Source organism: Bifidobacterium magnum (genome assembly GCF_000741255.1).
GTDB classification, from domain to species: Bacteria; Actinomycetota; Actinomycetes; order Actinomycetales; family Bifidobacteriaceae; genus Bifidobacterium; species Bifidobacterium magnum.
This window is the reverse complement of sequence record NZ_JGZB01000001.1, coordinates 42,131-67,648: the sequence shown is the minus strand read 5'-3', so window position 1 is coordinate 67,648 and position 25,518 is coordinate 42,131. Positions and strand designations below refer to the sequence as shown.

Here is a 25,518-nt window from a genome sequence, read left to right as displayed (position 1 = left end):
GCTGCGGTTGCGTCGCTCATCGTGCGTCACCTCCTTGCGTATCCGTGGCGTCGGCGTTGCCTGCGGCATCACCGTCCACCACCTGGGCCGTCGCGTTTGCGCCATGGTTCAGCATGTTGCGCAGCGCCGCGGCTTCGTCTTCTTCCTCGTGGTAATCAGTGGCTTCCTTGTCCAGATCCTGGCCTTCGTGCTGCTGGGTCTGGGACAGGTAGATGCTGCGGTATTCATCGCAGCGCTTGAGCAGTTCGTCGTGCGTGCCCTTGTCGAGGATCTTGCCCTCGTGCAGAACGACGATCATGTCGGAATCCTGTACGGAAGTGATGCGCTGGGCGATGATGATCTTCGTGGTGTCCGGAATTTCCGTACGGAACGCTTCGCGGATACGCGCGTCGGTCTTCGTGTCCACGGCGCTCGTGGAATCGTCGAGGATCAGGATCTTCGGCTTCTTGAGCAGCGCTCGCGCAATGCACAGGCGCTGGCGCTGGCCGCCGGAGACGTTGGAGCCGCCCTCTTCGATCCACGTGTCGTATTTGTCGGGGAATTCCTGGACGAAGGAGTCGGCCTGGGCGAGCTGGGCCGCGTGGCGCACCTGCTCGTCGGTCGCGTCCGGGTTGCCCCAACGCAGGTTGTCGGCGATGGTGCCCGCGAACAGCACGTTCTTCTGCAGCACCATGGCGACCTGGTCGCGCAGCGCCACGAGATCGTAGTCGCGCGTATCGCGGCCGCCGACAAGCAGCTTGCCCGCGGTCACGTCATACAGACGCGGCACGAGCTGGACCAGCGACGATTTTGCGGAACCGGTGCCGCCGATAATGCCGATGGTCTGGCCGGACTTGATATGCAGGTCGATATCGTCGAGGACGGGACGTTCGGACGTCTTCGAATAACGGAACGTGACATGGTCGAAATCGATGTCGCCGTTCGCGACGGTCTCGATCGGCTCGTCCGGATCGGTGACCGTGCTCTTCTCGATCATGATTTCCGTAATACGTTCCGCGGAAGCACGCGAAATCATGATCATCACGAAAATCATCGACAGCATCATGCAGCTCATCATGATCTGCAGCGCGTAGGTGACGAGGGCCGTAAGATCGCCCGTCGTCATGCCGAGCGCCGCGTTGTTGCCGGAAGCGACAATCTGGCGCGCGCCGATCCACGCGATGAGGATCATGGACACGTACATGCAGACCTGGAACAGCGGGGCGTTGAGGCTCAGCAGACGCTCGGCCTTGACGAAGAACTTGTAGATGCGCTGGGAGATCTTCGAGAACTTCTGGATCTCGTAGTCTTCGCGGTCGTAGGACTTGACGACGCGCATGCCCTGGATGTTCTCGTCCACGTCATTGTTCAGGCGGTCGTAAGTGTTGAACACGTGCTCGAAAATCGGGTGCACGTACCAGGCCATGAGGCACAGGCCGAGTGCGAGCACGGGGATGCACGCAAGGAACACGTAGGAGACCTGCGGGCTGATGCGGAACGTGAAAATCCACGCCACCACTATCATCACAGGCGCACGCATGCCCATACGGATCAGCATCATGTAGGCGTTCTGGATGTTCGTCACGTCCGTGGTCAGGCGCGTGATGATCGAACCCGTGGAGAACTTGTCGATATTGGTGAAGCTGAAGGACTGCACTTGGGCGAACTCGTCGTGGCGCAGGTTCTTCGCGAAGCCGGCCGCGCCGATGGCGGCGAACTTTCCGGCCAGGAAGCCCACGGTCAGCGAGCAGCATGCGAACACGATCAGCACGATGCCGTACTTCCAGATTTCCGGCATGTTCTTGCCCGTGATGCCCTTGTCAATCAGCACCGCCATGACGCTCGGAATCACGATTTCAAGAACCGATTCCACAATCACGAACAGCGGGCAGAGCAGGCTCGGGCGTTTGTATTCACGCAGCGATTTGAGCAGCGTGCCAATAATCGGCGTGCCCGCGGGCAGTTCGACCTTGGTTGCCAAGTCGTCATCCTGCAACACAGCAGTTCTGGCGCTCATACACCTTTCCTTTCTTCTCTTCTCGTTACTACTTCAATTCCTCATGATTCGGATGCGTGTGGCAGCCGCCCACCATTCCCGTGGACAGCAGATTCTGCCGCATCCGTTGAAAATATTTATTGAGCCGCGCACGATCCTCGCAGCTGAAGCCCTCCATGAGGACTTCTTCCATGACGTCGCTGTTCGTCTCGATGCTGTTGACCATGTCCATTGCGGTGTCGGTCAGCACAATGCGGCGCAAACGCGCGTCGCGTTCCACCGAGCGGCGTTCAATCAGCCCTTTTTTCTCCATCAGTCCCAGCACGCGCGAGGCGGTGGATTTGGTGATGGAAAAGCGGCGTTCGACGTCGTATTGGAAAATCTCTTCGTCCTTGTGGCGTGCCAGGAACATGATCAATTCAATGTTCACTCCCGTGAGCGATCGAGTCTCATGGGACAAGTTGGCGTTGAGATAACGGCGAATCAGATTGTGTAACGAACGAATTTGCACACTCAGGTGAACATTCGTAGCGCAATCGTCTCCCATCTCACCTGCTTTCTGTTCATCCATTCGCATATCGATATGCGGTCGTGTAAACAGAACACAATATAAAAAGGAGCATATACAACCGTTGTATGTGCAACAGTTGTATATGCTCCTCAAAGTGGCGGTATCGTTGGCGATTCGCTACGACACGCCCTTATGCGCCAAAGCGCACGTGACGTCTGTTCACTTTACTTCGTTCATGCTGATGAACTTCAGGAAGTCCTCGGCCTGCATGCGCACGGCCTCGATGTCGGCCTCGTTGAAGACCCAGTCACCGGTCTGGAAAGCCTCTTCCGGAACGGACAGGCCGACTTCCACCGGGAAGACGCGCATGCCGTTGTCCTCGAGCAGGTCGCCGAGCTGGATACGGCCGAAGATGCCCTTGAAGCCGCCGACGCCCGTGATGGCGACAGGCTTCTGATCGATGGCCTGCTGGCGGTCGCCCGTGGTCAGCCAGTCGAACAGGTTCTTGACGGCAACCGGGATGTTGTGCTTGTACTCGGAGACGAACACCCACACGGCGTCAGCGTTCTTGAACTTGTCGAGAATGGCCAGGGCGGCGTCCGGATCCGGGAACTCTTCCTTCTCGTTCAGCAGCGGCAGATCCTTGTAATCCACCTCGGTGATGTCGGCGCGGTCGCCGAGGGTCTCGATGGCCTTGCGGGCGAGATCCGCTTCGAAAGAGTTGCCGCTCAGGGAGCTTTCCACAAATGCAATGTTTGGACGTGCCATAACAAATCTCCTTTTAAAACCTTCCGTGACGGGCGGACGAACCGCGCCGGCCATCGGTGTGATCTGTGATCTAGGAACAATCTTCGTCACTTGACCGTGGCCGCGATGGGCCAAATAGCCAGCGGCGAACGAATTCCCACACTCCCCCGCCGCGCGCCCAAAGTTTGCGCCCCGGGCTTAGCAAAACCCAGTAAAAGCCAAGCGGCAGTACGGCGGACACCTAGCGGACGTTCAGGAAACTTTCAGGCGCGTTTTTTATGCGTCGCGGCGCACGAGGGAGATGGGGGGGCAAGCGGAAGTTGACTTCCTCCCGGTGCTAAAGCACCGGGATTCCCAGCCCGGAATGCTTGCGCGTTCCGTCTGACGGGTTCGCAGTTCCCTGACGACTGCTCCGCCCGGCCGTGGCCAAACGCAGTCTCGCATCGCCTCCATGCGCGTTTAACGACTCGGCAAGCCCTGCCGCGTCAAGGATATTCAATGCCGCGTTGTAGTCGCGGTCGAGGATACTGCCACAGTCGGCGCATCGCCAGACACGCACCTGTTCCGGTATGCCGCCGTCCACGTGGTGCTTGCACTGGGAGCATAGGCGCGTGGTCGGCTCCCATTTGCCTATCTGGACGATGGTGCGACCGTACTGTTCGGCCTTTGCTTTGAGTTTGGCTGCGAACCGTGCGGGCGCAACCGTCAGGATGCTTCTGCCATGCCGCCTGCTCATGCCAGAAACATTGAGGGTTTCCAAGCCGACCGTTTGGGTTTCGCGGACGATTCGGAGTGCCTGCTTGTTCTGGTAGTCGTCGAGCTGATGGCGTGCCTTGGCGTATAGCCGGTTAATGCGTTGGCGGGTGCGTCGGCGCCTGTTCGAGGTTTGCTGTTGGCGCGCTTCCTTTCGTTGGAACCGGGCGAGCTGGCGTCGCAGCCGGTTGAGGGGTTTGGGTGCGTCGATGCGTCGTCGGGTGCCGTCCGTGGCGACGAGTTCGCCCAAGTGGGTGAACCCCAAATCGATGGCCGCGTCCGTGCCGCATGGCGGCAACGGTTCGGTTTCCCTCGTGACGGTGAAGCTGACGTACCACGCGCCATCCGGCTCTTGCAGGATGGTGCACGATTTCGGCACTGACGGCAGGGCGCGGGACCACCTGATTTTGATGTCACCGATCTTGGCGAGATACACCTTCCCGTTGTCCCTGATGGCGAACCCGTTGGCGGTGAACCGGGCGCTGTTGACGGGATTGCGTTTGAGGGAACGGTACCGGGCCATGCGCTGCCTGCGCGCGTGCCGCACGCCGTTCCAACAGGCCCGCATGGCGTCCCGGTGGATTTGCGTGAGCGCCACGTTGGATACTTCGCCCAGCCATGCGCGTTCCGGGGTTTTCTTCGCGTCCGTGAGGACAATCTTCTGCGCTTCGCCGGGCTTGGGGACGCTGTTCCTGTCCGTGGGGTCGAAATGGTCGCGGAACAGGCGCACGGTGTCGTTCCATACGACCCGGCAGCAGCCGAACAGGCGGCGCAACGCCTGCTCCTGCACGGCGGTGGGGTACGCGCGGTACCTGTAGCGCACTGTCTGTCCCATGCCTCCCATCATACCACATGATACGATTGGTCTATGAGCAACACAGACGATTTAAGACATGGCAGGACATGTGTTTACAATCTGCAAGCGCATTTGGTCTTCGTCACCAAGTACCGGCGCGGCGTATTCAACGACGCCATCCTGACCGACATGGAAACCATCATGCGCGACGTATGCCACGACTTCGACGCCGAACTCGTCGAATTCAACGGCGAGACCGACCATGTGCGCCTGCTCGTCTCCTACCCGCCCAAAATCGCCTTGAGTGCGCTCATCAACAGCCTCAAGGGCGTATCCAGCCGACTCCTCAGGAAGAAATACACGCTCAAAACCCACCGCAACCACTTGTGGTCGCCCAGCTACTACGCCGCAAGCAGCGGCGGCGCGACCTTGGACACCCTCAAACAATACATCCAGAACCAGCGGCGCCCGGACTAAGGTTCGGCTCACCCGGCCATGAACGGCCGGGCTTGCGCCTCACACTCGGTCACTGCGTACGGCGAGCGTATTCGCCGAGCAGAAAATCTTCCACCTGGTTGCCTTGCGGCCCCATCAGGGCCGTCAGCGAATTGATCGGCAGCGTGTTCATGAAGATTTCCGTGGACGTGTCGCCGCCCGTGAAATCGGCACCCTGCTCGCGCAGCTTGGCCATAAGCTCGCCCGCGACCGCCTTGCCCACGGGATCCTTGCGCCATTCGTCAAGCGTGTTCCATACGGTCAGCGGCTTGCGTTTGCCGTCTCCCGCAATGGTGACGGGCACTGTGGCCGCGATATCGCGGCTCGAAGAGCCGACCTCGATGCCGTATTCGCCGCCTTCAATGCGCCAATCGTGGAACTCCTCGGACCAGTAGGCGAAAGCGCGTTCATCCAGATCGATGGTGACCGTGTCGCTTTGGCCGGGCTCGAGATACACCTTGGCGAATCCCTTGAGCTCATGCACGGGACGCGCCACATGTTCCGAAGCCTCTCCCGGCACCTTTGGCTCCACTGGCCGCACATACACCTGCACCACATGGGACGCGGCCGTGTCCTGCGACAAATTCGTCACCTTCGCGCGCACTTGCGCCGCATGCACTCCCGTGGCACGCACCTGCACCTCGTCAATCGCGAAGTCGGCGTAGCCCAGGCCGAATCCGAACGGATAGGCCACGGGCTTATGGAAGGTGTCGTAATAGCGGTAGCCCACGAACACGCCTTCGCCATAATTCACATGGTGTTCCTCGCCAGGCCAGTTGATGGTGCTCGGATCGTCAGTCAACTCCACGGGAATCGTTTGCGCGAGGCGTCCCGAAGGGCTTACGTCGCCGAACACGATGTCGGCGAGCGCCACGCCGCCGGCTTGGCCGAGCAGCCATGTTTCGAGGATGGCCGGCACGGATTCGTTCCACGGGGTCATGGTGACGGCCGACCCGTTGGACAGGATGACGACCACGCGCTTGTTCGCGGCTGTTACCTTGCCCAGCAGCTCGAGCTGTTTGGCGGGCATGGCGAGCGTGGTGCGGTCGAATCCTTCGGATTCGTCGTAGTCGGGCAGTCCCATGAACATGAGCACAGTGTCGGCTTGCGCTGCGGCGTCCACGGCTTCCTGTTCGAGTTGCGTGTCGGCCGGCGATTGGTCGAGCGTGTATCCTGGCGCGAAGGTGAGGCTTACGCCGCGTTCTTGGGCGGCGTCGAGGAAGCTCGTCAGGCGCGTGGGGTTGATGCGGCTGGAGCCGCTGCCTTGATAGCGTGGCGTGCGCGCGAATTCGCCGATGACGGCGATATGGTCCTGCTCCTTGACGGGCAGCACGTGTTCCTCGTTTTTGAGCAGCACCATGGATTCGCGGGCGGCCCGGCGCGCGGTGTTGTTGTGGTCGTCCACGTTGTAGCGGTATCCGTCCTGGTTCATGGCGTCTTCGGCTTTGTGCGCGAGGTCGATCATGGCTTGGGCCATGGTTTCGAGCTGTTCGCGCTTGAGCGTGCCGTTTTCCACGCCTTGCACGACTTGCTCGTCGGTGCCGCTGGGCGGCATTTCGAGGTTGAGTCCCGCGTTGAGCGCGGCGACGCGGTTGTGGTCGGCGCCCCAGTCGCTCATGACGATGCCGTCGAATCCCCATTCCTTGCGCAGCACGTCCGTGAGCAGCCAATGGTTTTCCGAGGAGTAGACGCCGTTGATTTTGTTGTAGGAGCACATGACGGTCCATGGGCGTGAATGTTTCACGATATATTCGAAGGCCGGCAGGTAGATTTCCCTCAATGCGCGTTCGGATACGAGTGCGGAGACGCGGAAACGGTCGGTTTCCTGGTTGTTGACGGCGAAGTGTTTGAGCGAGGCGCCTACGCCTTTGGATTGCACGCCGTCGACGATGCCGGCCGCTTCATGGCCTGCCAGATAGGGGTCTTCGGACCAGTATTCGAAGTTACGTCCGCCGAGCGGGTTGCGTTTGATATTGACGCCGGGGCCGAGGATGACGGCCACTTTTTCCTGGACGCACTCCTCCCCCATCGCTTCGCCGACTTCGCGTACGAGCTGCGGATTCCACGAGCTCGAGAGTCCCGCTGCTGGCGGGAAGCAGGTGGCCGGCACGGAACGGTCGAGGTTCATTTCATCGCCGTTTCCCGCCGTGGTTTTGCGCAGTCCGTGCGGACCGTCGGTAATCATGTATCCGGGGATGCCTTTGGACGGGATGCCCTGCAAATGCCATGCGTCCTGCCCCGAGGTGAGCGAAGCCTGTTCCTTCACGCTGAGTTCGTTCGCTTCGGTAACGCCGATAGTCAAGTTGTCTGTCATGATGCGTTTCCTTTCTTACCTGTATCTGTAGCCGCGGGCCGCATGGCCCGCGACTGTTCCCGCGGTTGGCTAAATTGGCGGTTTCATGTGCCGGCCAAGACGGTTAGATTCCACGAGCTCGGATCCGATAGAGGTCGGGCAAATATGGCGGAAGCGCATCAATCGTTTTCTTATTCCACTACGAAGGTGTTGAACGAGCGCGGCTCAAGCGTGACCGTAAAGCAGCGGTCTTCGCCTGCCGGATCCGTGAAGCTGAAGTCCATGGGCTTTTCCAGCGCGTTTTGGACTACGGCGGCCAACGTTCCATCGGGATTGCGGAAGACAAGCCCCATGGCATTGAAATGACCCGTGGTCTTCAGCAACGTCGCGCCGGGTCGCACATATGTTGCAAAGTGCCGCATCACGTACCATTCCGGGGTGCGCGTGAAGGTGCCCTTGCGCGAATCGACGGCATAGAGGGAGTTCTGCTGCCATCCCCAGGTACTTACGATCTCGGAGAGGACCATGTTCCAATAGACATAGGCTGTGGCGCCGTTCTTGAAATAATGGTTGATCAGATGGAACACGTATTCGGCGTAAGCCCACGAATTGGTGCCGTCGCCACATTCCGATTCGGTTGGATAAGATCCAGTTCCGGCCAGGTTCATGCGTCCGTTGGATGTCTTGCCGGCCGGCCCACCGGTAGCCCACACCCTGGCGCCCACGGGCGCACGGTTGAACGTGAAATTCAGTTCGTCGGGGCTGAACAGCTCCCGGAATATGGTCTCTTTGGATTGCTCGTCAAGGTAGCGTTCCATGGCGAGGTATCCGAGTTCGTTGAAGCATCCTCCGAATCCCTGAATTTGTTGGAGCGACTCTCCGGTAAGGGCGAGTCCGTTTTCCGAGGCCGCCCCGTTCGCAGCGATGTCGCGTTCCATGAGGCGACGGTCGGGAGTGGAAGCGATCCATGTGATCATAATGAGTCCTTTTCTCGTTTCGCCTTATACCGTTTGACCGACGCCTCACGCGGCAACGTCTAGCGCTGGAACACTTCGGGATGCAATGCGTCGCCCGGCACGTCCTCGCGCGTATCCCCGATGTTCAGAAAATCGTGCCAGAACGCGAAGTCTTCGCCGTAGGGCTTGGCCGTGGCGCCGTGGGACTGGATCGTGGCCTTCGCCTCGATCACGTCCTCTTCGCGCAGTCCCGAGAAGTAGTCGACAAGCTTGTCGAACTTCTCGCGGTCGTAGAACAGCTCCCCTACCGTGGCCGTCAGGCGTTCGGCGCGTTCCACGGGCAGCGAATCCCAGTGGCGCAGCTCGAGGAAGTTCTTCAGGCGCACATCGTTGAAATGTGTGGACAGCACATGGTTGATCTCGTAGTCGTTAAGCTTGCGGTCCGGATAGATTTCCGACGCGTTGCGGTGGAACTCCACGAATTCGCGGCGCGATTCGGGCAGCCCGCTTGTTTCCGGCGTGTGCGTCAGGTCGGCGAACATCATGGGCGTGCTCAGCACGTTGACAGCGTAGTCTTCCCATGAGAAACGCTCGTCGAACAGGCCCGGCGTCACTCCTGTACGGTTCACGTCGAGCACGGCCCACATGCGCTGGCGCATCAGCGGCCATTCGTTGCGGCTGCCCTCAAAGAACGGGGTGTTGCGGTAGTACCAGGCGAGAATCGGGCCGATCGCCGTGCCGACTCGCGATTTTTCAATGGCGTCGCGCTCGCTGAAATAGTCGATGCTCACTTGGGTGGAGGCCGAGCCGCGCATCATGCACGGGCCGAACTGACCGATGCGGCCCAGATATTCGGTCATCGCCTTGTAACGGTTTTTCGGGTTGACGGTGATGTCCGCGGCCAGCGTCTTGGGCTGGTATCCGTATTCGACCAAGCGCATGCCGAGGTCGGCCATCACGGGGTCGATTTCCTTGCGGAACCGATTGTAGATGGCACGCAGTTCCTGCGGAGAATGGATAATGCCGATCGAAACTTCGATCTGTCCGCCCGGTTCGAGGGAAATGCCGATTCCCTCACGTCCCAGCCCGACCAGATGGCCGTTTTCCCAATATTCTTTCGACTTGTCGTAGAACGGGCGGATGCGGTTCATGACCATTTCCACACCGTTGCGGTCGAAATACGACACGGCCGCGTCATTGGCGTTGCGCACGGGAAGATGCTCGATTTCCACGCCGAATCCCGTGGACGAGGGATCGTTGATCCCGCGTTCGAAAAATTCCACCAAACTTTCCACATGCTTCGCATTAATCGGAGCGAGCATATGGGCATATGTCAGTCGCGGAGTGTGCATTGCTATTCCTCACTATTACAAAACTCGCCGTGTCGCGCCGCCAGCCGTGCGGCACTTCCTTACACTAATGTCTTCTCACCAGTGTGGTGAAATTCTTCCCTAGCGGAACAGCAATGCGCAAACCTTTGCAAAACATTCGAACGGGCGTCCGCCCGCCGGACGCTAGACGCGTTCGGCGTTGCGGGCGGCCTTCTTGGCCGCGGCGATCATGAGCTTGATGCGGTTGAGCTGGTTGGCTTCCGAAGCGCCCGGATCGTAGTCGATCGACACGATGTTGGCTTGCGGATGCAAGCGGCGGATCTTGCCGAACATGCCGCGGCCCGTCACATGGTTGGGTAGGCAGGCGAACGGCTGGGCGCAAATCACGTTCGGGCATCCCGACTCGATGAGTTCGAGGATTTCGGCCGTCAGCAGCCAGCCTTCACCGGCTTGCACGCCAAGCGACGTGACATCCGCGGCCTTCTTCACGAGCTCGGGCATCGGCAGGTCGATGGCGAACTTGCCGTTGGACGTGGCAAGCGCCTTCTTGATCGGCCCGTTGTACAGGTCGAGCCCGTAGCGCATGAGCGCGTACACGAACTTGTTGCCGCCCTTGCCGAGGTTTTTCTCGTTCCAGTCGGTGATGTAGGGACGCGTGGTCATGAATTCCATGATGCCGGGCACCACGGCTTCGCAGTCTTGCGATTCGATGACGTCGACGACGTGGTTGTTGGCGTCCGGATGGTATTTGACGAGGATTTCGCCGACCACGCCGACACGCACCTTGCGCGGAATATCGCGCAGCGGCAGCTTGTCGAAACTGCGCACAATGCCCATGGCCACCTTGCCGTAGCTCAGATAGCCCATGCCGTACACGCGCTTGGCCGTGGCGGAGCGGCCGTGGTTCTCGATCGTTTCCTTCACGATCTTGTTCCAGCGTTCGTAGAGCTTGTTGGCGCTGCCGGGCACCTTTTCGTACGGGCGCACGCGGTACAGGCACTTCATGAGCAAGTCGCCCAGGATCAACGCCTTGACGGCGCGGTGCAGCACGGGGACGGTCGGACGGAAGCCCGGGTTGTCGGTCAGGCCCTGCATGGAGATCGCGATAACGGGGATTTGCGGGTATCCGGCGTCGACAAGCGCCTTGCGGATCAGGCCGTAATAGTTCGTGGCGCGGCACATGCCGCCCGTCTGCGTGATGGCGAGCGCCGTGTGGTCGGGATCGTATTTGCCGTCCTTGATGGCGCCGACGAGCTGGCCGATCGTCATGATAGCCGGATAGCAGGCGTCGTTGTTGACGTATTTGAGGCCCGTTTCCACGTTGTCGCGCGAGGCGTGCTTGAGGATGTCGAACTTGTAGCCGCCCGAGCGGATCACGGATTCGACGAGGTCGAAGTGGATCGGGCTCATTTGCGGGCCGACGATCGTGTAGTCCTTCTTCATCTCCTTCGTGAACGGCACGATATGCGAGTAGCTCGTGAGCGTGCCCGTTTCACGGCGGTGCGTCTTCTTGCCGGGCTTGCCGTTTTTGGACGCGCCGGCTCCCTTGACACGCTGCACCTGTTCCATGACGGTGTCGAGCAGCACCTGACGGCCCGGCGTTGGCGCGGGCCCCCCCGTTTTGCGGAAGGCCGGCGTGGATTCGACGGCCGGTTCCGTCTGGGCTGGCGCGGCCTGTACGGCGGGCGCAGCCTGAGTGTCGGAAATTTCGGCCATGACGGACGCGGGCTCGCCACGGCGCGCACCGTTGCCTTCGCGCTCTTCCACGGCGGCCTTCAGCGAACGCAAGCGGATCTTGGCGGCGCCGAGGTTCGACACTTCGTCGATTTTCAGCAGCGTATACACGTCGGCCTTGTCGGCGAGGATTTCGGCGACCTGGTCGGTGGTGATGGCGTCGAGGCCGCAGCCGAAGGAGTTGAGCTGCACCATTTCGAGGTCCGGATAGGAGGAGACGAAGTTCGCCGCCTCGTATAGGCGCGAATGGTAGGCCCACTGGTTCGTCACACGAAGCGGCATGGTGGTCACCTTGCGGTCGTCCACGTGACGGAAGCCTTGCGCGGACTTGGCGCGAGGATCCTCGTCGCCGTCGGAGAGGAACTCGCTCAAATGCAGGTCCTGCCCCGGTTCGAGATTGCAGACCGCATCTTCGGACAGTACGACCATGCCGAGCGAGCAGATCGTTTCGGGAATGCCGTGGTTGATTTCGGGGTCCACGTGGTAGGGACGTCCCGCGAGCACGATGCCGCGGCAGTCGTGTTCCTTCATGTAGGCGAGCGCGCGCAGGCCCTCCATGCGGATGTCGTGCTTGAAGATCTTGTCTTCGGCGTAGGCGGCGTCCACGGCGCGGCGCGCTTCCTCTTCGGTCACGTTTGCCCACGCGAATTCTTCCACGATGCGTTCGACCATGAGGTCGTGGTTGGCCATGTTGAAGTACGGGCGCATGTAGCGCACGCCTTCCTGGCGCAGGCCTTCCATGTTGGCGCCGATCACGACGGGATAGTTGGCCACGATCGGGCAGTTGTAGTGGTTGTCGGTTTCCGCCACGAGGTGCTCCTCATAGGAGACGCACGGGTAGAAGATGTTCGTGACACCCTTCTTGAGCAGCCAGTTGATGTGGCCGTGCACGAGCTTGGCCGGATAGCAGATGTTTTCCGACGCGATCGACTCGATGCCCGTTTCGAACAGTTCGTGGCTGGAGCGTCCCGAAATCACGACCTTGAATCCGAGGGACGTGAGCAGCGTGAACCAGAACGGATAGTTTTCATACATGTTGAGCACGCGCGGAATGCCGATTTCGCCGCGCGTCGCCTTCTTGTCGGTAAGGCGGCGGTAGGCGAACGTGCGCTTGTACTTGTAGTCGTACAGGTTCGGACGGTCGCTGCGCTTCTTGTTCGCGTCGCCTCCGCGTTCGCAACGGTTGCCCGTCACGTACTTCGAGCCGTCCTGGAACGTGGTGATCGTCAGTTTGCAGCGGTTCTGGCACAGTTTGCAGATGTCGCGCGCCGACGTCATCGACAGATTGTCGAGATCGTCGCCGCTGACGAGCGTGGAGACGGTGTGCGCGACGCCGTCGACGAGCGCCGTCGGCAGTCCGCTTACGTCCGCGCCCTGGTCGTCGAGATCGTCGGCGATGTCGTCATAGTGCATGCGCGCCGTCAACGCGGATCCGAACGCGCCCATCAGGCCCGCGATATTCGGACGCGTCACCTCACGCTTGGTCAGCAATTCGAACGCGCGCAACACGGCGTCGTTGAGGAACGTGCCGCCCTGAACGACGACAGTGTCGCCGAGTTCGCCCGAATCGCGCAACTTGATGACTTTGTAGAGCGCGTTGCGCACTACGGAATAGCACAGGCCCGCGGCGATGTCCTCGATGGATGCGCCCTCTTTCTGGGCCTGCTTGACGGAAGAGTTCATGAATACGGTACAGCGCGAGCCCAGATCGGCCGGCCGTTCGCTGCGCAACGCAGCCTGCGTGAATTCCTCGATCGTCAGTCCCATGGACTGGGCAAACGTCTGCAGGAACGATCCGCAACCGGCCGAGCACGCCTCGTTGACGGCGATCGAGTCGATGACGCCTTCCGCGACGGACAAATATTTCATGTCCTGTCCGCCGATGTCGATGACGGCCGTCACGCCGGGGCTGATCGTCTCAGCGCCGCGATAGTGAGCGATCGTTTCCACGACGCCCTCGTCCAGGTGCAATCCCGTGGTGATCAGGCCTTCGCCGTATCCCGTGGCGCACGAGCGTGCGATCCATGCGCCTTCCGGCAGCTCGTTTTGGATCGTGCGCACGATTTCCACGGCCGCCGTCAGCGGGCTGCCGTCGTTGGACGCGTAGCTCGACCATACGATTTCGCAATCGTCGTTGACGAGCGTGGCCTTGATCGTGGTCGAACCGGCGTCGATGCCAAGGAAGTGCGGACCCTTGGCGCCTTCAAGCGATCCCAGACGGATGTGTTCACGGTGGTGGCGGTCGTTGAACGCCTTGCGTTCGTCCTCGTTGTTGAACAGCGGCGGCATGGATGGCGCGGCGGACGGCATGTTGTCAAGGTCGTGCAACGACTGGAGGATTTCGGCGCACGAGCGCGGTTCCACGCGCTGGTCGGCGTCCAGGGATTCGGGCTCTCCCACAATCAGCGCCGATCCGTATGCCACATACAAATGCGCGTTCTTCGGCGTGATGAATTCGTCGACCTTGCCCTTGAGCGCGCGGTCGAACGCGGCGCGCAACTGGGACATGAAGAACAGCGGGCCACCGAGGAAGACCACGGAACCGTGGATCGGGCGTCCGGCGGAGAGGCCGGCGATCGTCTGCGTGGCCACGGCCGTGAAAATGGAGGCCGCAAGATCGGGCTTGGCGGAGCCGTCATTGATCAGCGGCTGCAAATCCGTTTTCGCGAACACGCCGCAGCGCGACGCGATCGGATACAACGTCTTGTATTCCTTGGCCATGTCGTCAAGGCCTTGGGCGTCAGTGTCGAGCAGCGTGGCCATCTGGTCGATGAACGCGCCCGTGCCGCCCGCGCACGAACCGTTCATGCGCTGTTCGGGAGTCGGCTTCAAATACGTGATTTTGGCGTCCTCGCCGCCCAACTCGATAATCACGTCGGCCTGCGGATATTCCTGGTCGATGGCGCGCGTCTCGGCGATCACTTCCTGCACGAACGGCACATGGATGCTGTCGGCCAGCGACAGGCCGCCCGAACCCGTAATGGCCAGGCGCACAGGCTCGTCCTTGCGTCCCAAGGATTCCAAAAGCGCCTGGATGTCGACAAGCAGGCCCTCCATGGTGGCGCGCACGTTCGCATGGTGGCGTCTGTAATCGCAAAACAGCACGTCGTCGAGCGAATCGGAAGAATCCAGCACCACGGCTTTGACCGTGGTGGATCCAATATCGAGACCGATACGCAATGTTGCCGCTGGCTGACCCATATCCACCATCTTCTCGTCTCCACACTGTCCCATTCAGGGAACGGAACGCGGCTCGCCTCCCCGCTCCCTACACTTCGTTAAACATGCTTATTGTAATGCAACGTCTTGTCTGTACAGGAAATTTTCTTGCGTTTCGCAATCCGTTCCCGATCAATTCTTGCGCTGATGGAGACGGTACTCGTCTTTCACCAAATGGCAAGACGCCATGACGGCCGTGATGATCACGAAGATTTCCAGACGGCCGAACACCATGCCGATCATTTCCACAACCAGCGTGGCCGAATTGGTGGCGGGACCCGTCAATCCGATCGACAGGCCGACCGTGCCCAAGGATGAGGCGAACTCGAACATCGCGTTCGTGAAACTGGCGTGCGCCGTAATCGTCATCGCCATGCTGCCCAGCAGAAAAATGAACAGGTAGCAACATGCGAATCCCAACGCGTCCATGATCACGGTGTGGCCGGCGCGGGCGCGGCTTTGGGACAAGCCTTGTTTGGCCAATGGGGACCTTCATTGGGAGCCATGGCCATCATTCCATCCATTTTGGGAGCCATCATTGTGGTGGTCATCGTCGCGTTCGTCATACACGCGATGCAAAAGAAGCCGGTCCGGCACTAAGCTGACAGGACTTCTTACTATCAATCTCTTCCGCGCATGAACCATGGCATGCACGGGTCAAGGCCCGCACCTTTATATATAGGTCTTATCTAGACCATCTATATAAGGATGCGGGCCTTACTCGCGCTTGGTGCGTGAAGCGACGCGGATTGGACAGCGAGACTGTTTTGCGCCTCATTCCTTCCTTTCGTGCACGTTCCGTAGCACATGCGCATGGGCGGCGCCTGCCCAAGCCCGCGCGAGTCGCGGTGAAGAAAACCCACACGTCAACCCGCACACCAATGCGCGCTATCGCCAATATTTTCAAACTCTTCCTCAGGCCCAATCCCAGCTAACTGCCCAGCTTCGCTCCGTAGGGTTGACATTACGTTCACAAGAACCACAGCGAAAGCAACACATCATGTTTTGGATTTGGACACTACTTGTAGGAGCAATCATCGGAGCCATCGCCGGAGCGATCACGAACAACGGACAGTCGATGGGATGGATCAGCAACATTTTGGCCGGTCTCGCAGGCTCGGCACTTGGCCAGGCGCTGTTCGGCGCATGGGGCCCCTCGCTCGGCGGCATGGCTTTGATCCCGTCGCTGCTCGGCGCCGTCATCGTAGTCGCCATTGTCGCCTTCATCGTGCACAAGGTACAGCAAAAGGCATAATCCTCTTCACTTCTTTTAAATTTCCCCCAACCACCGCCTCCGGCAATCGCCGTCGAGGCGGTTTTCATGTGCTGCGCCATGGGCAAAGTTCATCGGTCAGACAAACTGCGATGTTAGGGCTGGCCATAACGAAACCGTTGTCACCACTGGCATGCGGGGAGTAAAACGGCACAAACGTCGCTATCCATCAATTTAGGCAAACAGCCCCGTCGCATAGTTCTTTGGGCGGATTTCCAGCACTTTTTAAACATTGGGAATTTGACTCATAACCAGAAGGCGCGGCAACCTACCGGGCCTCGCAATATGGTTTTGGCCGGCTTCGGGTCGGCGACGCCGCACAAGCGGCACAAGGAAAAGATTGGCTGACATGGCATTTGCAGCACCTACCGCAATCGATTACGAACACTTCCGTGAACTGCTCGCCTTCTTCGTGAAGCAGGCCGACCACAACGAGGTCATGGACCACGTGGACGAGCCGAACAGCAACGACACCGTCCAGTCCGACATCAACGCCGCCGACGACGAGTTCTTCAAGCGCTACGGCATTAGCGAAGACATCATCTGCTACCCGAACGGCATCACCTACCACATCCTGTTCGGCGCCAACACGGTCAGCGAGCCTGAGGAGAACGTGGCGTTCGGTACGCCGACCACCACGGAAATCGACATTCCGCAGACCCCGATCACGCTGAGCCCGACCTTCACCGACCGCAAGATCACGGCGTTCACTTCCCAGATGGTCACCGAGGACCAGCGCACGGGCGAGTACACCGACGCCGATTCCTACACCACCACCGTCGCCGACCTCGACCTTGAAGGCACTGGCGAGCCGACCGAGGCGCTGAAGAGCCTGCTCGACCACCAGGAGAAGCTGTTCGAGGCTTGGAAGGAAAACCACTGAGTTTTTCGCTGCGCTTCTTTGCGCGTCTTGATAACTGACGCCGACTAGCGTTCATATTGTGTGTGCCCCGGTCCCCCATTTAGGGATCGGGGTACACGCGTATCCGACGTTCCCATTGTTCTTCTGCATTTTGAGACACGAAACCCGGCGTGTCTGTCTCAAAATGCAGAAGGAGATACGCCAGTGACCCAAGCGGCTCGAATGGTTCACGGCATACGGATGTATTGCTTGCCACAACCCCAGGATCAGTTTGGAACGTTCACATATTCCCCGAACGCCGCACGCTAGGATAGGCCCACTTGTTGAGGTTCACACCAGATGCGAGTAGGGGGAAATCGATGCAGAACAACGAAGAATTCGCCAGCCCACGCGGTAGGCGTTGGCCCGTTGTCGTGGCCATCGTGGCGGTAGTTGTGGTGGTTATTGGAGGTATTGGCGCATTCATCTATGCCAACAACCATACGAAGGCGTTGAACCGTTGCCACGCTTCCGTGGCCGCATTCAGCGAGCAACGCAGGCAACTGTTGGACACCGTGGATCAATCCCCCAAGTTGCAGCAATTGGTTCAGCAGGTGCTGGGCGTGGACGAGGTGCTCGACGCCGCGGCGAAAGCGGCCGACGCGGCCGAAGATACCGTGGGTGAACAAGGATGCGCCGCCAACGCCACCATTACGCAACTCAATCTCGTCGCCGACACATTGGACAGCGCTACCGACTCATTGCGCTCCTCGCTGGCAACCATGAAAAAGCAGACTGCCGATACGACGCCCGAGGCCCTGTTGGATTGGCTGGGACTATCGGTAGATCCCGAGAAGGACACCCCTTCCACGAGTGGCTCCGACCAAACGCAGGATTCGGACGCCGGGAACGGGAATAGTTCCAATACCGGGAACAGTGACCGCCCCCAGAATAACGACAATGAAAATCAAGTGGACAGCGACAAACGACAGCTGTCCGATTCGATTGCGCAGGGACGGGCGTTGCTGGAACGACTGCGCACCTCATACCGGAATTCCGCGGCCGCACAGCGGCTGTCTGACGGGTTGCAAACCGCGGTGGACACTGCCGAGCGGCTCATTGACCAGTCAGGCGTGAAAAATTCGCGACTGTATAAAGCCGCCAAAGTCACGCTTGACGAAATCATCCAAGCCGTCAACAACTGGATCGACGAGCAGGCCGCCAAGGCGCAGTAAATTCGAGCCCCTTCTGCATTTTGAGACAGACACACCGGAGTTGGTGTCTCAAAATGCAGAAGGATGATGGAAAATATCAGCTCGCGTCGCCTTCGCCGGCGGAGCGCTCCTTGCCGTAAATTTCGGGAATGAAACGTTCCTGGTCGTGTAGTTTGGCCCAGATTCTCGGTGCTCCGGCCGCAAATGAGGCCGGCACATCGAGGATGCGCTGGTTGCGCGAGCCTCGGAACTGCAGCAACGAGTCGTGCTGGTCCTTGAGATAGCGGCCATCGACGAGGATGTCGATCTCATGGAGCAGGTCGAGCTTGTCTTGGCTCTCCCCTTCGCGCATGAGTTCCTCCCACGTGTAGCCCGTCCAGCACCAAATATCTTTGGCGTGGCCGAAACGCTCGCGGATCTTGCGCGCCAACGGCAGCAGCACGCCCGTATTGAGCAGCGGCTCCCCGCCAAGGAACGTGATGCCTTGCACGAACGGCTGCGCCAAATCCTCCATAATCTGGGCTTCCAACCGGTCATTGTATTCATGGCCCGCCTGGAAGTCCCAGATCGAGGAGTTATAGCAGCCTTCGCAATGGAACGGACATCCCGACACATACAGGGAGACGCGGATGCCTTCGCCATCGGTCATGAGGAAGCGCTTGTAGTCGGCCACCATATTATGGCTCATGCGGTTCGTCCACTGCCCCGCGCGCGGATTGTTCGCGAGCGCGGTGGGAATGAACGGTCCGCGGTTGGCTTCTGAAGCTGCGAAATCGTGAGTGGTCATCGGGCGTTACTTGGTTTCCTCGAACCATTCGCGGGCGGTGCCGTCGCTCAGCGTCACACGGCCCGTCTCGCCGCTCATGTGCTTGACGCGGTGGGCGATTTCCTCGTGGCGGCCATGCACCATCGGGCGCTGCACGGGGTTGCCGAGGTAGCCGCACGTACGCTTGGTCACATTACACAGGTCCGGGTCGGCGTTGCCGCACTCTGGGCACTTGAAGCCCTCTTCGGTGGGCTCGAAGTCACCTTCGAATCCGCACACGAAGCAACGGTCGATCGGGGTGTTCGTGCCCAGATAGCCGATACCGATGTTCGACGCGTAATCCCACACGGCTTCCAGCGCCTTCGGATTGGCCTGCAGGCACGGGAACTCGCAGTAGTTGATGAAGCCGCCCGAAGCCAGGTACGGGAAGTCCTTCTCGTAGTCGAGCTTCTCCATGGGCGTCGGCTGTAGCCACACCGGGTAGTGGAACGAGTTGGTGTAGAACTCGTGGTCGGTAACGCCTTCCACTTCGCCGAACTTTTCACGGTCCATGCGGTTGAAGCGGTCGGTCAGGGATTCGGCCGGCGTGGAGTACACGGAGTAATGGTAGCCTTCGTCCGCGGCCCACTCCTTGCACAGCAGGTTCATCTTGCGCACGATGCTCAACGCGAATTCCTTGCCGTCCTCGTCCCAGTCGTGGTCGCGCATCCAGTCCTTGCCGAAGAACACGGCCGTGGCTTCATACAGGCCGATGTAGCCGAGCGACACGGTGGAACGCTCGTTGCGGAACAGCTGGTCCACGTCGTCGTCCGCGTCGAGACGGCCAAAAGCGCCGAAGCGGTACAGCGTCGGAGCGTTGACCGGGGAAGCCTGCTTGCAGCGCATGATGCGGAACTGCAGCGCCTGGTGCGCCACTTCCATACGCTCGTCGAACAGCTTCCAGAAACGGTCCACGTCGCCGTGGGATTCCAGCGCGATACGCGGAATGTTGACGGTGACCACGCCGAGGTTCATGCGGCTGTCTTCCACGTCCTCGCCCGTTTCCGGATCGATCCAGCCCTGCAGGAAGGAGCGGCAGCCCATCGGGGCCTTGAACGAGCCCGTGATCTTGACGATGTTCTCGTAGAACACCACATCCGGATACATGCGCTTCGTGGAGCATTCCAGCGCCAGCTGCTTCATGTCGTAGTTCGGATCCTCGGGGCTTGCGTTCACGCCCTTCTTGATGGAGAACACAAGCTTCGGGAAGATGGCCGTGTGGCGGTCCTTGCCCAGGCCGCGAATACGGTTGAGGAAGATGGCGCGCTGGATTTCGCGGGCGAACCAGTCGGTGCCCAAGCCGAAGCCGACGGTCACGAACGGGGTCTGGCCGTTGGAGACGCGGTTGGAGTTGATCTGGTATTCCATCGTCTGCATGGCGTCATAGATGGCCTTGCGCGTCATGATCTTCGCGTAGATTTCGCGCAGCTGGTCGAGTTCGGAGACGTTCGGATGGAACGGCTGGTCCGGCGGCAGCGGCGCACGGTTCTCGAAGTGCAGCCACTCGGGTTCGCGTTCCTTGAGTCCCTTGACCATGATTTCCGCCACGTCCACGGGCGTGGTGTCCGGAATCATGGCGTGGGCCATCTTCAAGTTCTTGTCATAGTCGCAACGCGCGTATTCGGCCAGCATTTCGTCGGCACGGTTGACGGTCTGGCCGCCGTACTGGTCTCCGGCGATGTCCTTGATGATCTGCGTGATTTGCGTGGCGGCGGTGCCAATGGAGCGCGGGGAGTCCATCATGGCGTTGCCCAGCTCGAAACCGTGGCGCAGCATGTCGCCAAAGTCCGGCAGCGAGCAGTTCGTCATCGCCGTGAACGGCGAGTAGTCGGCGTCATGGAAATGAATGTCGCCCTTGAGATGGGCGTTCGCCACGGCGTCCGGCAGCATGGAGAACGCGGAAGCCTTGGAAACGGCTCCGGCGAGCAGGTCGCGCTGCGTGGCGTAGACGTTGGAATCCTTGTTGGCGTTCTCGCGTACCAGCGATTCGTCGTGGTTGAGCAGGCGTCCCACGGCTTCGTTGATATCCGTGGCCTTGGCGCGCTCGATGTCTTTGTTCAGTCGATACGTGGTGTAGGTGCGGGCAACTTCATACAAATGGTCTTCAATAAGTGCGTGCTCGACGAGGTTCTGAATATCCTCGATCTTGGCCGGCTTGGTGTAGCGGACGCGCACTTCACGCTGGACTTGGCTGGCAATGTCGCGGATCATCTGTTCTTCCTGCGGGCCCACTTCCTTGTCGAGATCGGCAAAAGCGGACTTCACAGCAGCGATAATGTTATGGGGGTCAAAGTCCACGACGCGACCGTCGCGCTTCTCCACCAGCACCCGCGTGCCAGCTGTTTTGGCTGTGTGAGCCACTTCCTTCTCCATAACCAGAGTTTCCATCTTCATTCCTTTCCAAGCGCCGTGAACCATGAAGAATGCGTCGTTGTGATTCACGGGCGAATACGACTATAAAACATTCCACCCCCTATATCTAGTTGACTGACGGCGTGTTTTAACTAGATACGGTGTTTTCCGCATGATTTCAACCAAAATTCCGCGATGTGATGTTTTTAACTCGAGAATTTTTTGCCCCCCCGATTTACCCGCGTCTCGGCGCAATACTGGCCGACACTCCATGCAAACGTATTGACGTTCCGATTTTTGTGCACCAAGCTAAGGCACTATGATGAATTGGTTACAGCAAGATTCGGCGCACCGCGCGCAAAGTTCGCACTCGGGCGCCTCCGAGCCAATCGCGCTTCCCAACGAACCGCGTCCGCTCGACCAGCTTCCGCGCCTCGCGCGCGACACCACGGCCAACAATCCATGGCCCGTGGGCGTGCTGAGCCGGCATTTCCACGACGCGGTGGAACGTTGGCCCGCGGCTTGGATCGAAGGCCAGATTGTGGAGATCAACGCGCGACGCTCCACCTCCGTATACATCACGCTGCGCGACAGCTTCGAAGACATTTCCATATCGGTAAGCGGCTTTGGCCTGTTCGCGCAAATGGCGCGCAACTTCAAACAGGGCGACCGCGTGGTCATTCACGGCAAAGCCGACTTGTGGGTACGCGCCACGCGCCTGAGTTTCCGTGGCGACGACATCCGCAAAATCGGCGCGGGCGACCTTAAGGAACAGATCGACCAGCTGCGCAAACGACTCAAAGGCGAAGGCCTGTTCGACGCCGACCGCAAGGTGCCGCTTCCCGAATTCCCGCGCAATATCGGCCTGATTTGCGCGCCGCAGGCGCGTGCGGAAGGCGATGTGATCACGAACGTCATGCTGCGCTGGCCCAACGTGGGCTTCACGGTGGACCATGTGCACGTCCAGGGCGTCCAGTGCCCCGAAGAAGTGATCAGGGCCATCCAGCGCCTCGACGCCGACCCGAATGTGGACGTGATCATCGTGGCGCGCGGCGGCGGCAGTTTTGAGGACCTGATCGGCTTTTCCGACGAAGGCGTGGTCCGTGCGGCCGCCTCTTGCGTCACGCCGCTCGTGTCGGCGATCGGACATGAGGACGATTGGACTCTTATCGACCTTGCGGCCGACGTGCGCGCGTCCACCCCGACTGACGCCGCCAAAAAAGTCGTGCCCGACATCCATGAGCAGATCCAGCTCGTCGAGCAGGCGCTGTTCACGATGCGTTCGCGCATTGACGGGCGCGTCACGCACGAAACGCAGCTTATTGAGGGATACACCACACGACCGAGCCTCACGCGGCCACAGACCATGCTCGAACCGCATGAGCGCATGATTCACGACGCGACGCAGCGCATGAATATCGCGCTGGCACGCATGACGGACGAAGCGCAGTTCCATATTGAAAAATTGCAGGCCACGCTCACGGCATTGAGCCCGCAGGCGACGCTGAACCGCGGATACGCCGTGGTGCAGAACGCCGACGGCCATGTGGTCGACGACGCCGCCAACATGAAGGCCGGCGACGAATTGACGATCACGCTGCGCAAGGGAACGGTGGTCGCGAGCGCCGAGACGGTCGTGACGCAATAGACGCGCCTCCCCCGCACATCAATCAAATATCAACCGCATATCAATCGAACGAACAAGGAAACGATAATGGCTGACGAAATTTTGGATACGAACAAGTCCGAGGAAACGGTCGAGACCGAGCAGGAAACGATGCAGGAAGCCGCACAGGAAACGGCACAGCAGGCCGCCCAGCCGGCGAGCAGCCTGACGAAAGAGGAACGCGAGGCGATCGCCAACATGTCCTACGAGGAGGCGCGCGACCGTCTTATCCAGGCCGTACGCGCGCTGGAAAACGGCGGACTGAGCCTCGAGCAGTCGATGCACCAGTGGGAGCTCGGCGAGGCACTCGGAGCGCGTGCGCAGTCGTTGCTCGCGAACGTGCGCGAGAAGCTGGACGCCGCGATGGCGCAGCAGGCCAGCACCGCGCAGACGGCGGGCACGCAAGGCAACTTGCAGTAAGCGGTCCTACGCGACTTGCAGTGTCGCGAGCAGCGCGCGGTGGTCGGAACCTTGAATGTGTACCGTTTGCACATCGCCGACGGTCACGTTGTGTTCCACGAGGATATGGTCGATTCCCGAGAATGCGGGGATCGGCCATTTGTCTGCGGGCCACGAGAATTTGAGACCCTCCCCCGCGGCCTGCGTGGCGTCTTTGAAGCGGTCGCCGAGCACGTCGCGCAATGGCGCGTGGTCATAGGACGCGTTGAAATCGCCCATAAGCACATAGTCGGCGTTCGTGGCCGAGCGCGTGATCTGGTCGCCGATCTGCTCGATCGACTTGTACCAGCGGTCCCACTGGCCCGGTCGCGGCGAAGTGGTGTGGACGGAAACGAAACGCAGCGGAACGGAGCCGCCGTCCAGCCACAAGGTGGCGGCCGGCATGTTTGAGGCGACGGAATCGATTTCCGCGTTGCGTTCCTGTGTCAGCGGGATGGCGGACCACAGTCCGTTGCCCGTGCCGCCGTGTGCGATGGACACGGTCAGGTCGTATGGCAGGACGGACGCGATGCCGGCCTGGTCGAGGCGCGCCACGAACGATTTGGTGATCTCTTGCATGGCGAGCACCTGCACGTGCTGTTCGCGCACCGTTTGCACGATCTGGGCGGCGTTGGCGTGGCCTTCATACACGTTGCACGTCATGACGCGCAGCACGGAACCGCCCACGGGCGCCGTTCCGCTGCGGGCGGCCTGGGCGACAGACTCGTCGAGATGGTCGCCGCCACGGTAGAACGGCGCCTGCCAGTACAGTTGCGCGCCAATGCAGATGACGGCCAGGATCGCCGTGAACCAGCGCCTGGAAATCAAGGCCAGCACGAGCGCGATGGCGGCCATAAGCACCACCCACGGCGTGAAAGCCAACAGATTGGACACGAGCGGCAGCTGCTGGTAGACGGCCGGCGTCAACCGCAGCAGGCAGATGACGACAGCGATACACGTCAACGACCGGGCCACGAAGCCTAGAAAAGGATGTTTGGTACGCACGTTCCCTCCGTTCGCCGAATGCACTCCGGCAACGCGCCACCGTAGAACATGCGACGGACGGATTTGACGCAAAACGGGTAAAATTACGCTTTTGTGGTGTGTAGGCGCGTCATGCGTGTATAATAAATCGCTGTTGCCCTGGTAGCTCAGTGGATAGAGCACCGCTCTCCTAAAGCGGGTGTCGTCGGTTCGAATCCGATCTGGGGCACTTTTTTATGCCTGTTTGCGCCTCTGCCCTATCCATCCGAGCCCTCACCCAGTAAGATCGGTCACAAATCAACGACGATGGAGGGCCCTGTGACCATGGCAACTTGTGAAGGCGTAAGCATCCAGACATTCGGATGGCCGGCGGCGTGCGCTGTTCCGGAAGAAAAATCGACGCTGCCCAAAGGACTGTTCGCGCGCAACGTGCGGTTGAGCGATTCGACGAAGAAAACGCTCGTCAATACGGTGCGCGCAATCCGGCTGCTCGGCATCGTACGCGATGCCAATACCTCGCTGGAACCCAGCCCGTCCATGCCCGAAGTACTTGTCATGGCACTGCCGCTCAACGGCGCGGACGCGACCGTGCCGAACGCCGTCATTGAACTGATCGCCGCACAACGCAAATCCGGCATCGTCTTCGTGTGCTTGCGCGAGACGGAAGACGGATCCGTACAGGCCGCGCTGGCCGTACGCCGCAAAATGCCGAGCAAGGCGGGACGCGAGCCCGTCCACGAAATATTCGCCACCGACTGGACGCCCGTAGGCGACCTCATGCTGCCCGGCATTGACGAATGCGACTCGCTTCAGCAATTCTGGGACGCGATCTGCGCATATGTGGCGCTTGACGATTATGGCTCCGGCATTGGCGACGTCGACACGGCCATCCGCATGCGCCGCGAACGCGACCAGCTTGAGCAGGACATCGCCAAACTTTCCAAAGACCATGCGCGCGCGAAGGACCAGACGAAGCGCAACGCCATTTTCAAACAGCTGCAGAGCCGCAAGCGCGCGCTCGCTGACCTGGAAGCGCAAGCGGGGCTGGTGGCTGAATAGAGCCGAACAGCAGCCGAATATAAAACGTGCCAGCCGCTTGGAAATCCGGAAAATCCGGAGCAATCCAAACGACTGG

At 60.1% G+C, this 25,518-nt stretch carries 20 protein-coding genes and 1 tRNA gene; 9 read left to right on the top strand and 12 right to left on the bottom strand.

Annotated elements, in window-relative coordinates:
• Positions 1-16: 16 nt before the first annotated feature.
• The 4 genes from BMAGN_RS00215 to BMAGN_RS00200 form a co-directional block, all read right to left on the bottom strand.
• Positions 17-1,996, bottom strand: a complete 1,980-nt coding sequence (locus BMAGN_RS00215) for an ABC transporter ATP-binding protein (RefSeq protein ID WP_081640884.1) — start codon at positions 1,994-1,996, stop codon at positions 17-19.
• A gap of 28 nt (positions 1,997-2,024) precedes the next feature.
• On the bottom strand, positions 2,025-2,546 hold the full coding sequence (locus tag BMAGN_RS00210; RefSeq protein WP_160257205.1) for a MarR family winged helix-turn-helix transcriptional regulator: 522 nt from the start codon (positions 2,544-2,546) through the stop codon (positions 2,025-2,027).
• Between the two features lie 159 nt (positions 2,547-2,705).
• Complete coding sequence (locus tag BMAGN_RS00205; RefSeq protein WP_022859898.1) at positions 2,706-3,254, bottom strand: NADPH-dependent FMN reductase; 549 nt, start codon at positions 3,252-3,254, stop codon at positions 2,706-2,708.
• 316 nt (positions 3,255-3,570) lie between these two features.
• Entirely contained in the window at positions 3,571-4,821 is a 1,251-nt protein-coding gene (locus BMAGN_RS00200) for an RNA-guided endonuclease InsQ/TnpB family protein (protein WP_022859897.1), read from the bottom strand.
• 33 nt (positions 4,822-4,854) lie between these two features.
• On the opposite strand from BMAGN_RS00200, the gene tnpA reads away from it, so the two are divergent.
• A complete protein-coding gene (tnpA, locus tag BMAGN_RS00195) occupies positions 4,855-5,259 on the top strand; it encodes an IS200/IS605 family transposase (protein WP_022859896.1) in 405 nt (134 codons plus the stop codon).
• Between the two features lie 49 nt (positions 5,260-5,308).
• Here tnpA and BMAGN_RS00190 read toward each other — a convergent pair whose 3' ends face one another.
• From BMAGN_RS00190 to BMAGN_RS07995, 5 genes are all read right to left on the bottom strand, one after another.
• Positions 5,309-7,591 (bottom strand): glycoside hydrolase family 3 C-terminal domain-containing protein, encoded by a 2,283-nt coding sequence (locus BMAGN_RS00190; protein ID WP_022859895.1) that lies wholly within the window; start codon positions 7,589-7,591, stop codon positions 5,309-5,311.
• Positions 7,592-7,761: 170 nt separating this feature from the next.
• Positions 7,762-8,547 carry a glycoside hydrolase family 30 beta sandwich domain-containing protein gene (locus BMAGN_RS00185; protein WP_034250192.1) on the bottom strand — a complete coding sequence of 262 codons (786 nt, stop codon included), beginning with the start codon at positions 8,545-8,547 and terminating at the stop codon, positions 7,762-7,764.
• A gap of 59 nt (positions 8,548-8,606) precedes the next feature.
• Positions 8,607-9,878 (bottom strand): glutamate-cysteine ligase family protein, encoded by a 1,272-nt coding sequence (locus tag BMAGN_RS00180; protein WP_022859892.1) that lies wholly within the window; start codon positions 9,876-9,878, stop codon positions 8,607-8,609.
• A 162-nt stretch (positions 9,879-10,040) separates the two neighbouring features.
• Positions 10,041-14,825 carry an acyl-CoA dehydratase activase-related protein gene (locus tag BMAGN_RS00175; protein ID WP_420796429.1) on the bottom strand — a complete coding sequence of 1,595 codons (4,785 nt, stop codon included), beginning with the start codon at positions 14,823-14,825 and terminating at the stop codon, positions 10,041-10,043.
• Between the two features lie 117 nt (positions 14,826-14,942).
• Positions 14,943-15,293: a potassium transporter TrkG gene (locus BMAGN_RS07995; protein ID WP_022859890.1), complete on the bottom strand. Its 351-nt coding sequence runs from the start codon at positions 15,291-15,293 to the stop codon at positions 14,943-14,945.
• Between BMAGN_RS07995 and BMAGN_RS07990 the strand changes: the two genes are divergently transcribed.
• The 4 genes from BMAGN_RS07990 (at position 15,249) to BMAGN_RS00150 (ending at position 18,159) form a co-directional block, all read left to right on the top strand.
• A complete protein-coding gene (locus BMAGN_RS07990) occupies positions 15,249-15,410 on the top strand; it encodes a GlsB/YeaQ/YmgE family stress response membrane protein (RefSeq protein WP_238548722.1) in 162 nt (53 codons plus the stop codon). The two genes, BMAGN_RS07995 and BMAGN_RS07990, sit on opposite strands and share 45 nt — an antisense overlap.
• A 400-nt stretch (positions 15,411-15,810) precedes the next feature.
• Positions 15,811-16,065 carry a GlsB/YeaQ/YmgE family stress response membrane protein gene (locus BMAGN_RS00160; protein WP_022859888.1) on the top strand — a complete coding sequence of 85 codons (255 nt, stop codon included), beginning with the start codon at positions 15,811-15,813 and terminating at the stop codon, positions 16,063-16,065.
• Between the two features lie 367 nt (positions 16,066-16,432).
• The gene (locus BMAGN_RS00155; protein WP_022859887.1) at positions 16,433-16,966 is read left to right on the top strand and encodes a hypothetical protein; all 534 of its coding nucleotides are present in this window, start codon (positions 16,433-16,435) and stop codon (positions 16,964-16,966) included.
• A gap of 338 nt (positions 16,967-17,304) precedes the next feature.
• Positions 17,305-18,159, top strand: a complete 855-nt coding sequence (locus BMAGN_RS00150) for a hypothetical protein (RefSeq protein WP_022859886.1) — start codon at positions 17,305-17,307, stop codon at positions 18,157-18,159.
• Between the two features lie 76 nt (positions 18,160-18,235).
• Here the strand turns inward: BMAGN_RS00150 and nrdG are convergent, their stop codons facing one another.
• Together nrdG and nrdD are read right to left on the bottom strand one after the other, a co-directional pair.
• Positions 18,236-18,925: an anaerobic ribonucleoside-triphosphate reductase activating protein gene (gene nrdG / locus BMAGN_RS00145; protein WP_022859885.1), complete on the bottom strand. Its 690-nt coding sequence runs from the start codon at positions 18,923-18,925 to the stop codon at positions 18,236-18,238.
• Positions 18,926-18,931: 6 nt separating this feature from the next.
• Positions 18,932-21,331, bottom strand: coding sequence for an anaerobic ribonucleoside-triphosphate reductase (nrdD, locus tag BMAGN_RS00140; protein WP_022859884.1), 2,400 nt, complete (start codon positions 21,329-21,331; stop codon positions 18,932-18,934).
• A 283-nt stretch (positions 21,332-21,614) separates the two neighbouring features.
• Between nrdD and xseA the strand changes: the two genes are divergently transcribed.
• Together xseA and BMAGN_RS00130 are read left to right on the top strand one after the other, a co-directional pair.
• A complete protein-coding gene (gene xseA, locus BMAGN_RS00135; protein ID WP_081640880.1) occupies positions 21,615-22,943 on the top strand; it encodes an exodeoxyribonuclease VII large subunit in 1,329 nt (442 codons plus the stop codon).
• 129 nt (positions 22,944-23,072) lie between these two features.
• The gene (locus BMAGN_RS00130; protein ID WP_026502038.1) at positions 23,073-23,381 is read left to right on the top strand and encodes an exodeoxyribonuclease VII small subunit; all 309 of its coding nucleotides are present in this window, start codon (positions 23,073-23,075) and stop codon (positions 23,379-23,381) included.
• A 6-nt stretch (positions 23,382-23,387) separates the two neighbouring features.
• Here the strand turns inward: BMAGN_RS00130 and BMAGN_RS00125 are convergent, their stop codons facing one another.
• Positions 23,388-24,404, bottom strand: a complete 1,017-nt coding sequence (locus BMAGN_RS00125; protein WP_022859881.1) for an endonuclease/exonuclease/phosphatase family protein — start codon at positions 24,402-24,404, stop codon at positions 23,388-23,390.
• Positions 24,405-24,539: 135 nt separating this feature from the next.
• On the opposite strand from BMAGN_RS00125, the gene BMAGN_RS00120 reads away from it, so the two are divergent.
• A tRNA-Arg gene (locus BMAGN_RS00120) sits at positions 24,540-24,612 on the top strand.
• 95 nt (positions 24,613-24,707) lie between these two features.
• Entirely contained in the window at positions 24,708-25,442 is a 735-nt protein-coding gene (locus BMAGN_RS00115; protein WP_051892891.1) for a DUF4391 domain-containing protein, read from the top strand.
• Positions 25,443-25,518 lie beyond the last annotated feature (76 nt).

What these genes read in the sequence shown, in the direction of transcription:
- BMAGN_RS00215 (WP_081640884.1), bottom strand. Translation starts at nt 1,996, where the DNA reads ATGAGCGCCAGAACTGCTGTGTTGCAGGATGACGACTTGGCAACCAAG.
- BMAGN_RS00210 (WP_160257205.1), bottom strand. Translation starts at nt 2,546, where the DNA reads ATGGATGAACAGAAAGCAGGTGAGATGGGAGACGATTGCGCTACGAAT.
- BMAGN_RS00205 (WP_022859898.1), bottom strand. Translation starts at nt 3,254, where the DNA reads ATGGCACGTCCAAACATTGCATTTGTGGAAAGCTCCCTGAGCGGCAAC.
- BMAGN_RS00200 (WP_022859897.1), bottom strand. Translation starts at nt 4,821, where the DNA reads ATGGGACAGACAGTGCGCTACAGGTACCGCGCGTACCCCACCGCCGTG.
- tnpA (WP_022859896.1), top strand. Translation starts at nt 4,855, where the DNA reads ATGAGCAACACAGACGATTTAAGACATGGCAGGACATGTGTTTACAAT.
- BMAGN_RS00190 (WP_022859895.1), bottom strand. Translation starts at nt 7,591, where the DNA reads ATGACAGACAACTTGACTATCGGCGTTACCGAAGCGAACGAACTCAGC.
- BMAGN_RS00185 (WP_034250192.1), bottom strand. Translation starts at nt 8,547, where the DNA reads ATGATCACATGGATCGCTTCCACTCCCGACCGTCGCCTCATGGAACGC.
- BMAGN_RS00180 (WP_022859892.1), bottom strand. Translation starts at nt 9,878, where the DNA reads ATGCACACTCCGCGACTGACATATGCCCATATGCTCGCTCCGATTAAT.
- BMAGN_RS00175 (WP_420796429.1), bottom strand. Translation starts at nt 14,825, where the DNA reads ATGGGACAGTGTGGAGACGAGAAGATGGTGGATATGGGTCAGCCAGCG.
- BMAGN_RS00160 (WP_022859888.1), top strand. Translation starts at nt 15,811, where the DNA reads ATGTTTTGGATTTGGACACTACTTGTAGGAGCAATCATCGGAGCCATC.
- BMAGN_RS00155 (WP_022859887.1), top strand. Translation starts at nt 16,433, where the DNA reads ATGGCATTTGCAGCACCTACCGCAATCGATTACGAACACTTCCGTGAA.
- BMAGN_RS00150 (WP_022859886.1), top strand. Translation starts at nt 17,305, where the DNA reads ATGCAGAACAACGAAGAATTCGCCAGCCCACGCGGTAGGCGTTGGCCC.
- nrdG (WP_022859885.1), bottom strand. Translation starts at nt 18,925, where the DNA reads ATGACCACTCACGATTTCGCAGCTTCAGAAGCCAACCGCGGACCGTTC.
- nrdD (WP_022859884.1), bottom strand. Translation starts at nt 21,331, where the DNA reads ATGGAAACTCTGGTTATGGAGAAGGAAGTGGCTCACACAGCCAAAACA.
- xseA (WP_081640880.1), top strand. Translation starts at nt 21,615, where the DNA reads ATGATGAATTGGTTACAGCAAGATTCGGCGCACCGCGCGCAAAGTTCG.
- BMAGN_RS00130 (WP_026502038.1), top strand. Translation starts at nt 23,073, where the DNA reads ATGCAGGAAGCCGCACAGGAAACGGCACAGCAGGCCGCCCAGCCGGCG.
- BMAGN_RS00115 (WP_051892891.1), top strand. Translation starts at nt 24,708, where the DNA reads ATGGCAACTTGTGAAGGCGTAAGCATCCAGACATTCGGATGGCCGGCG.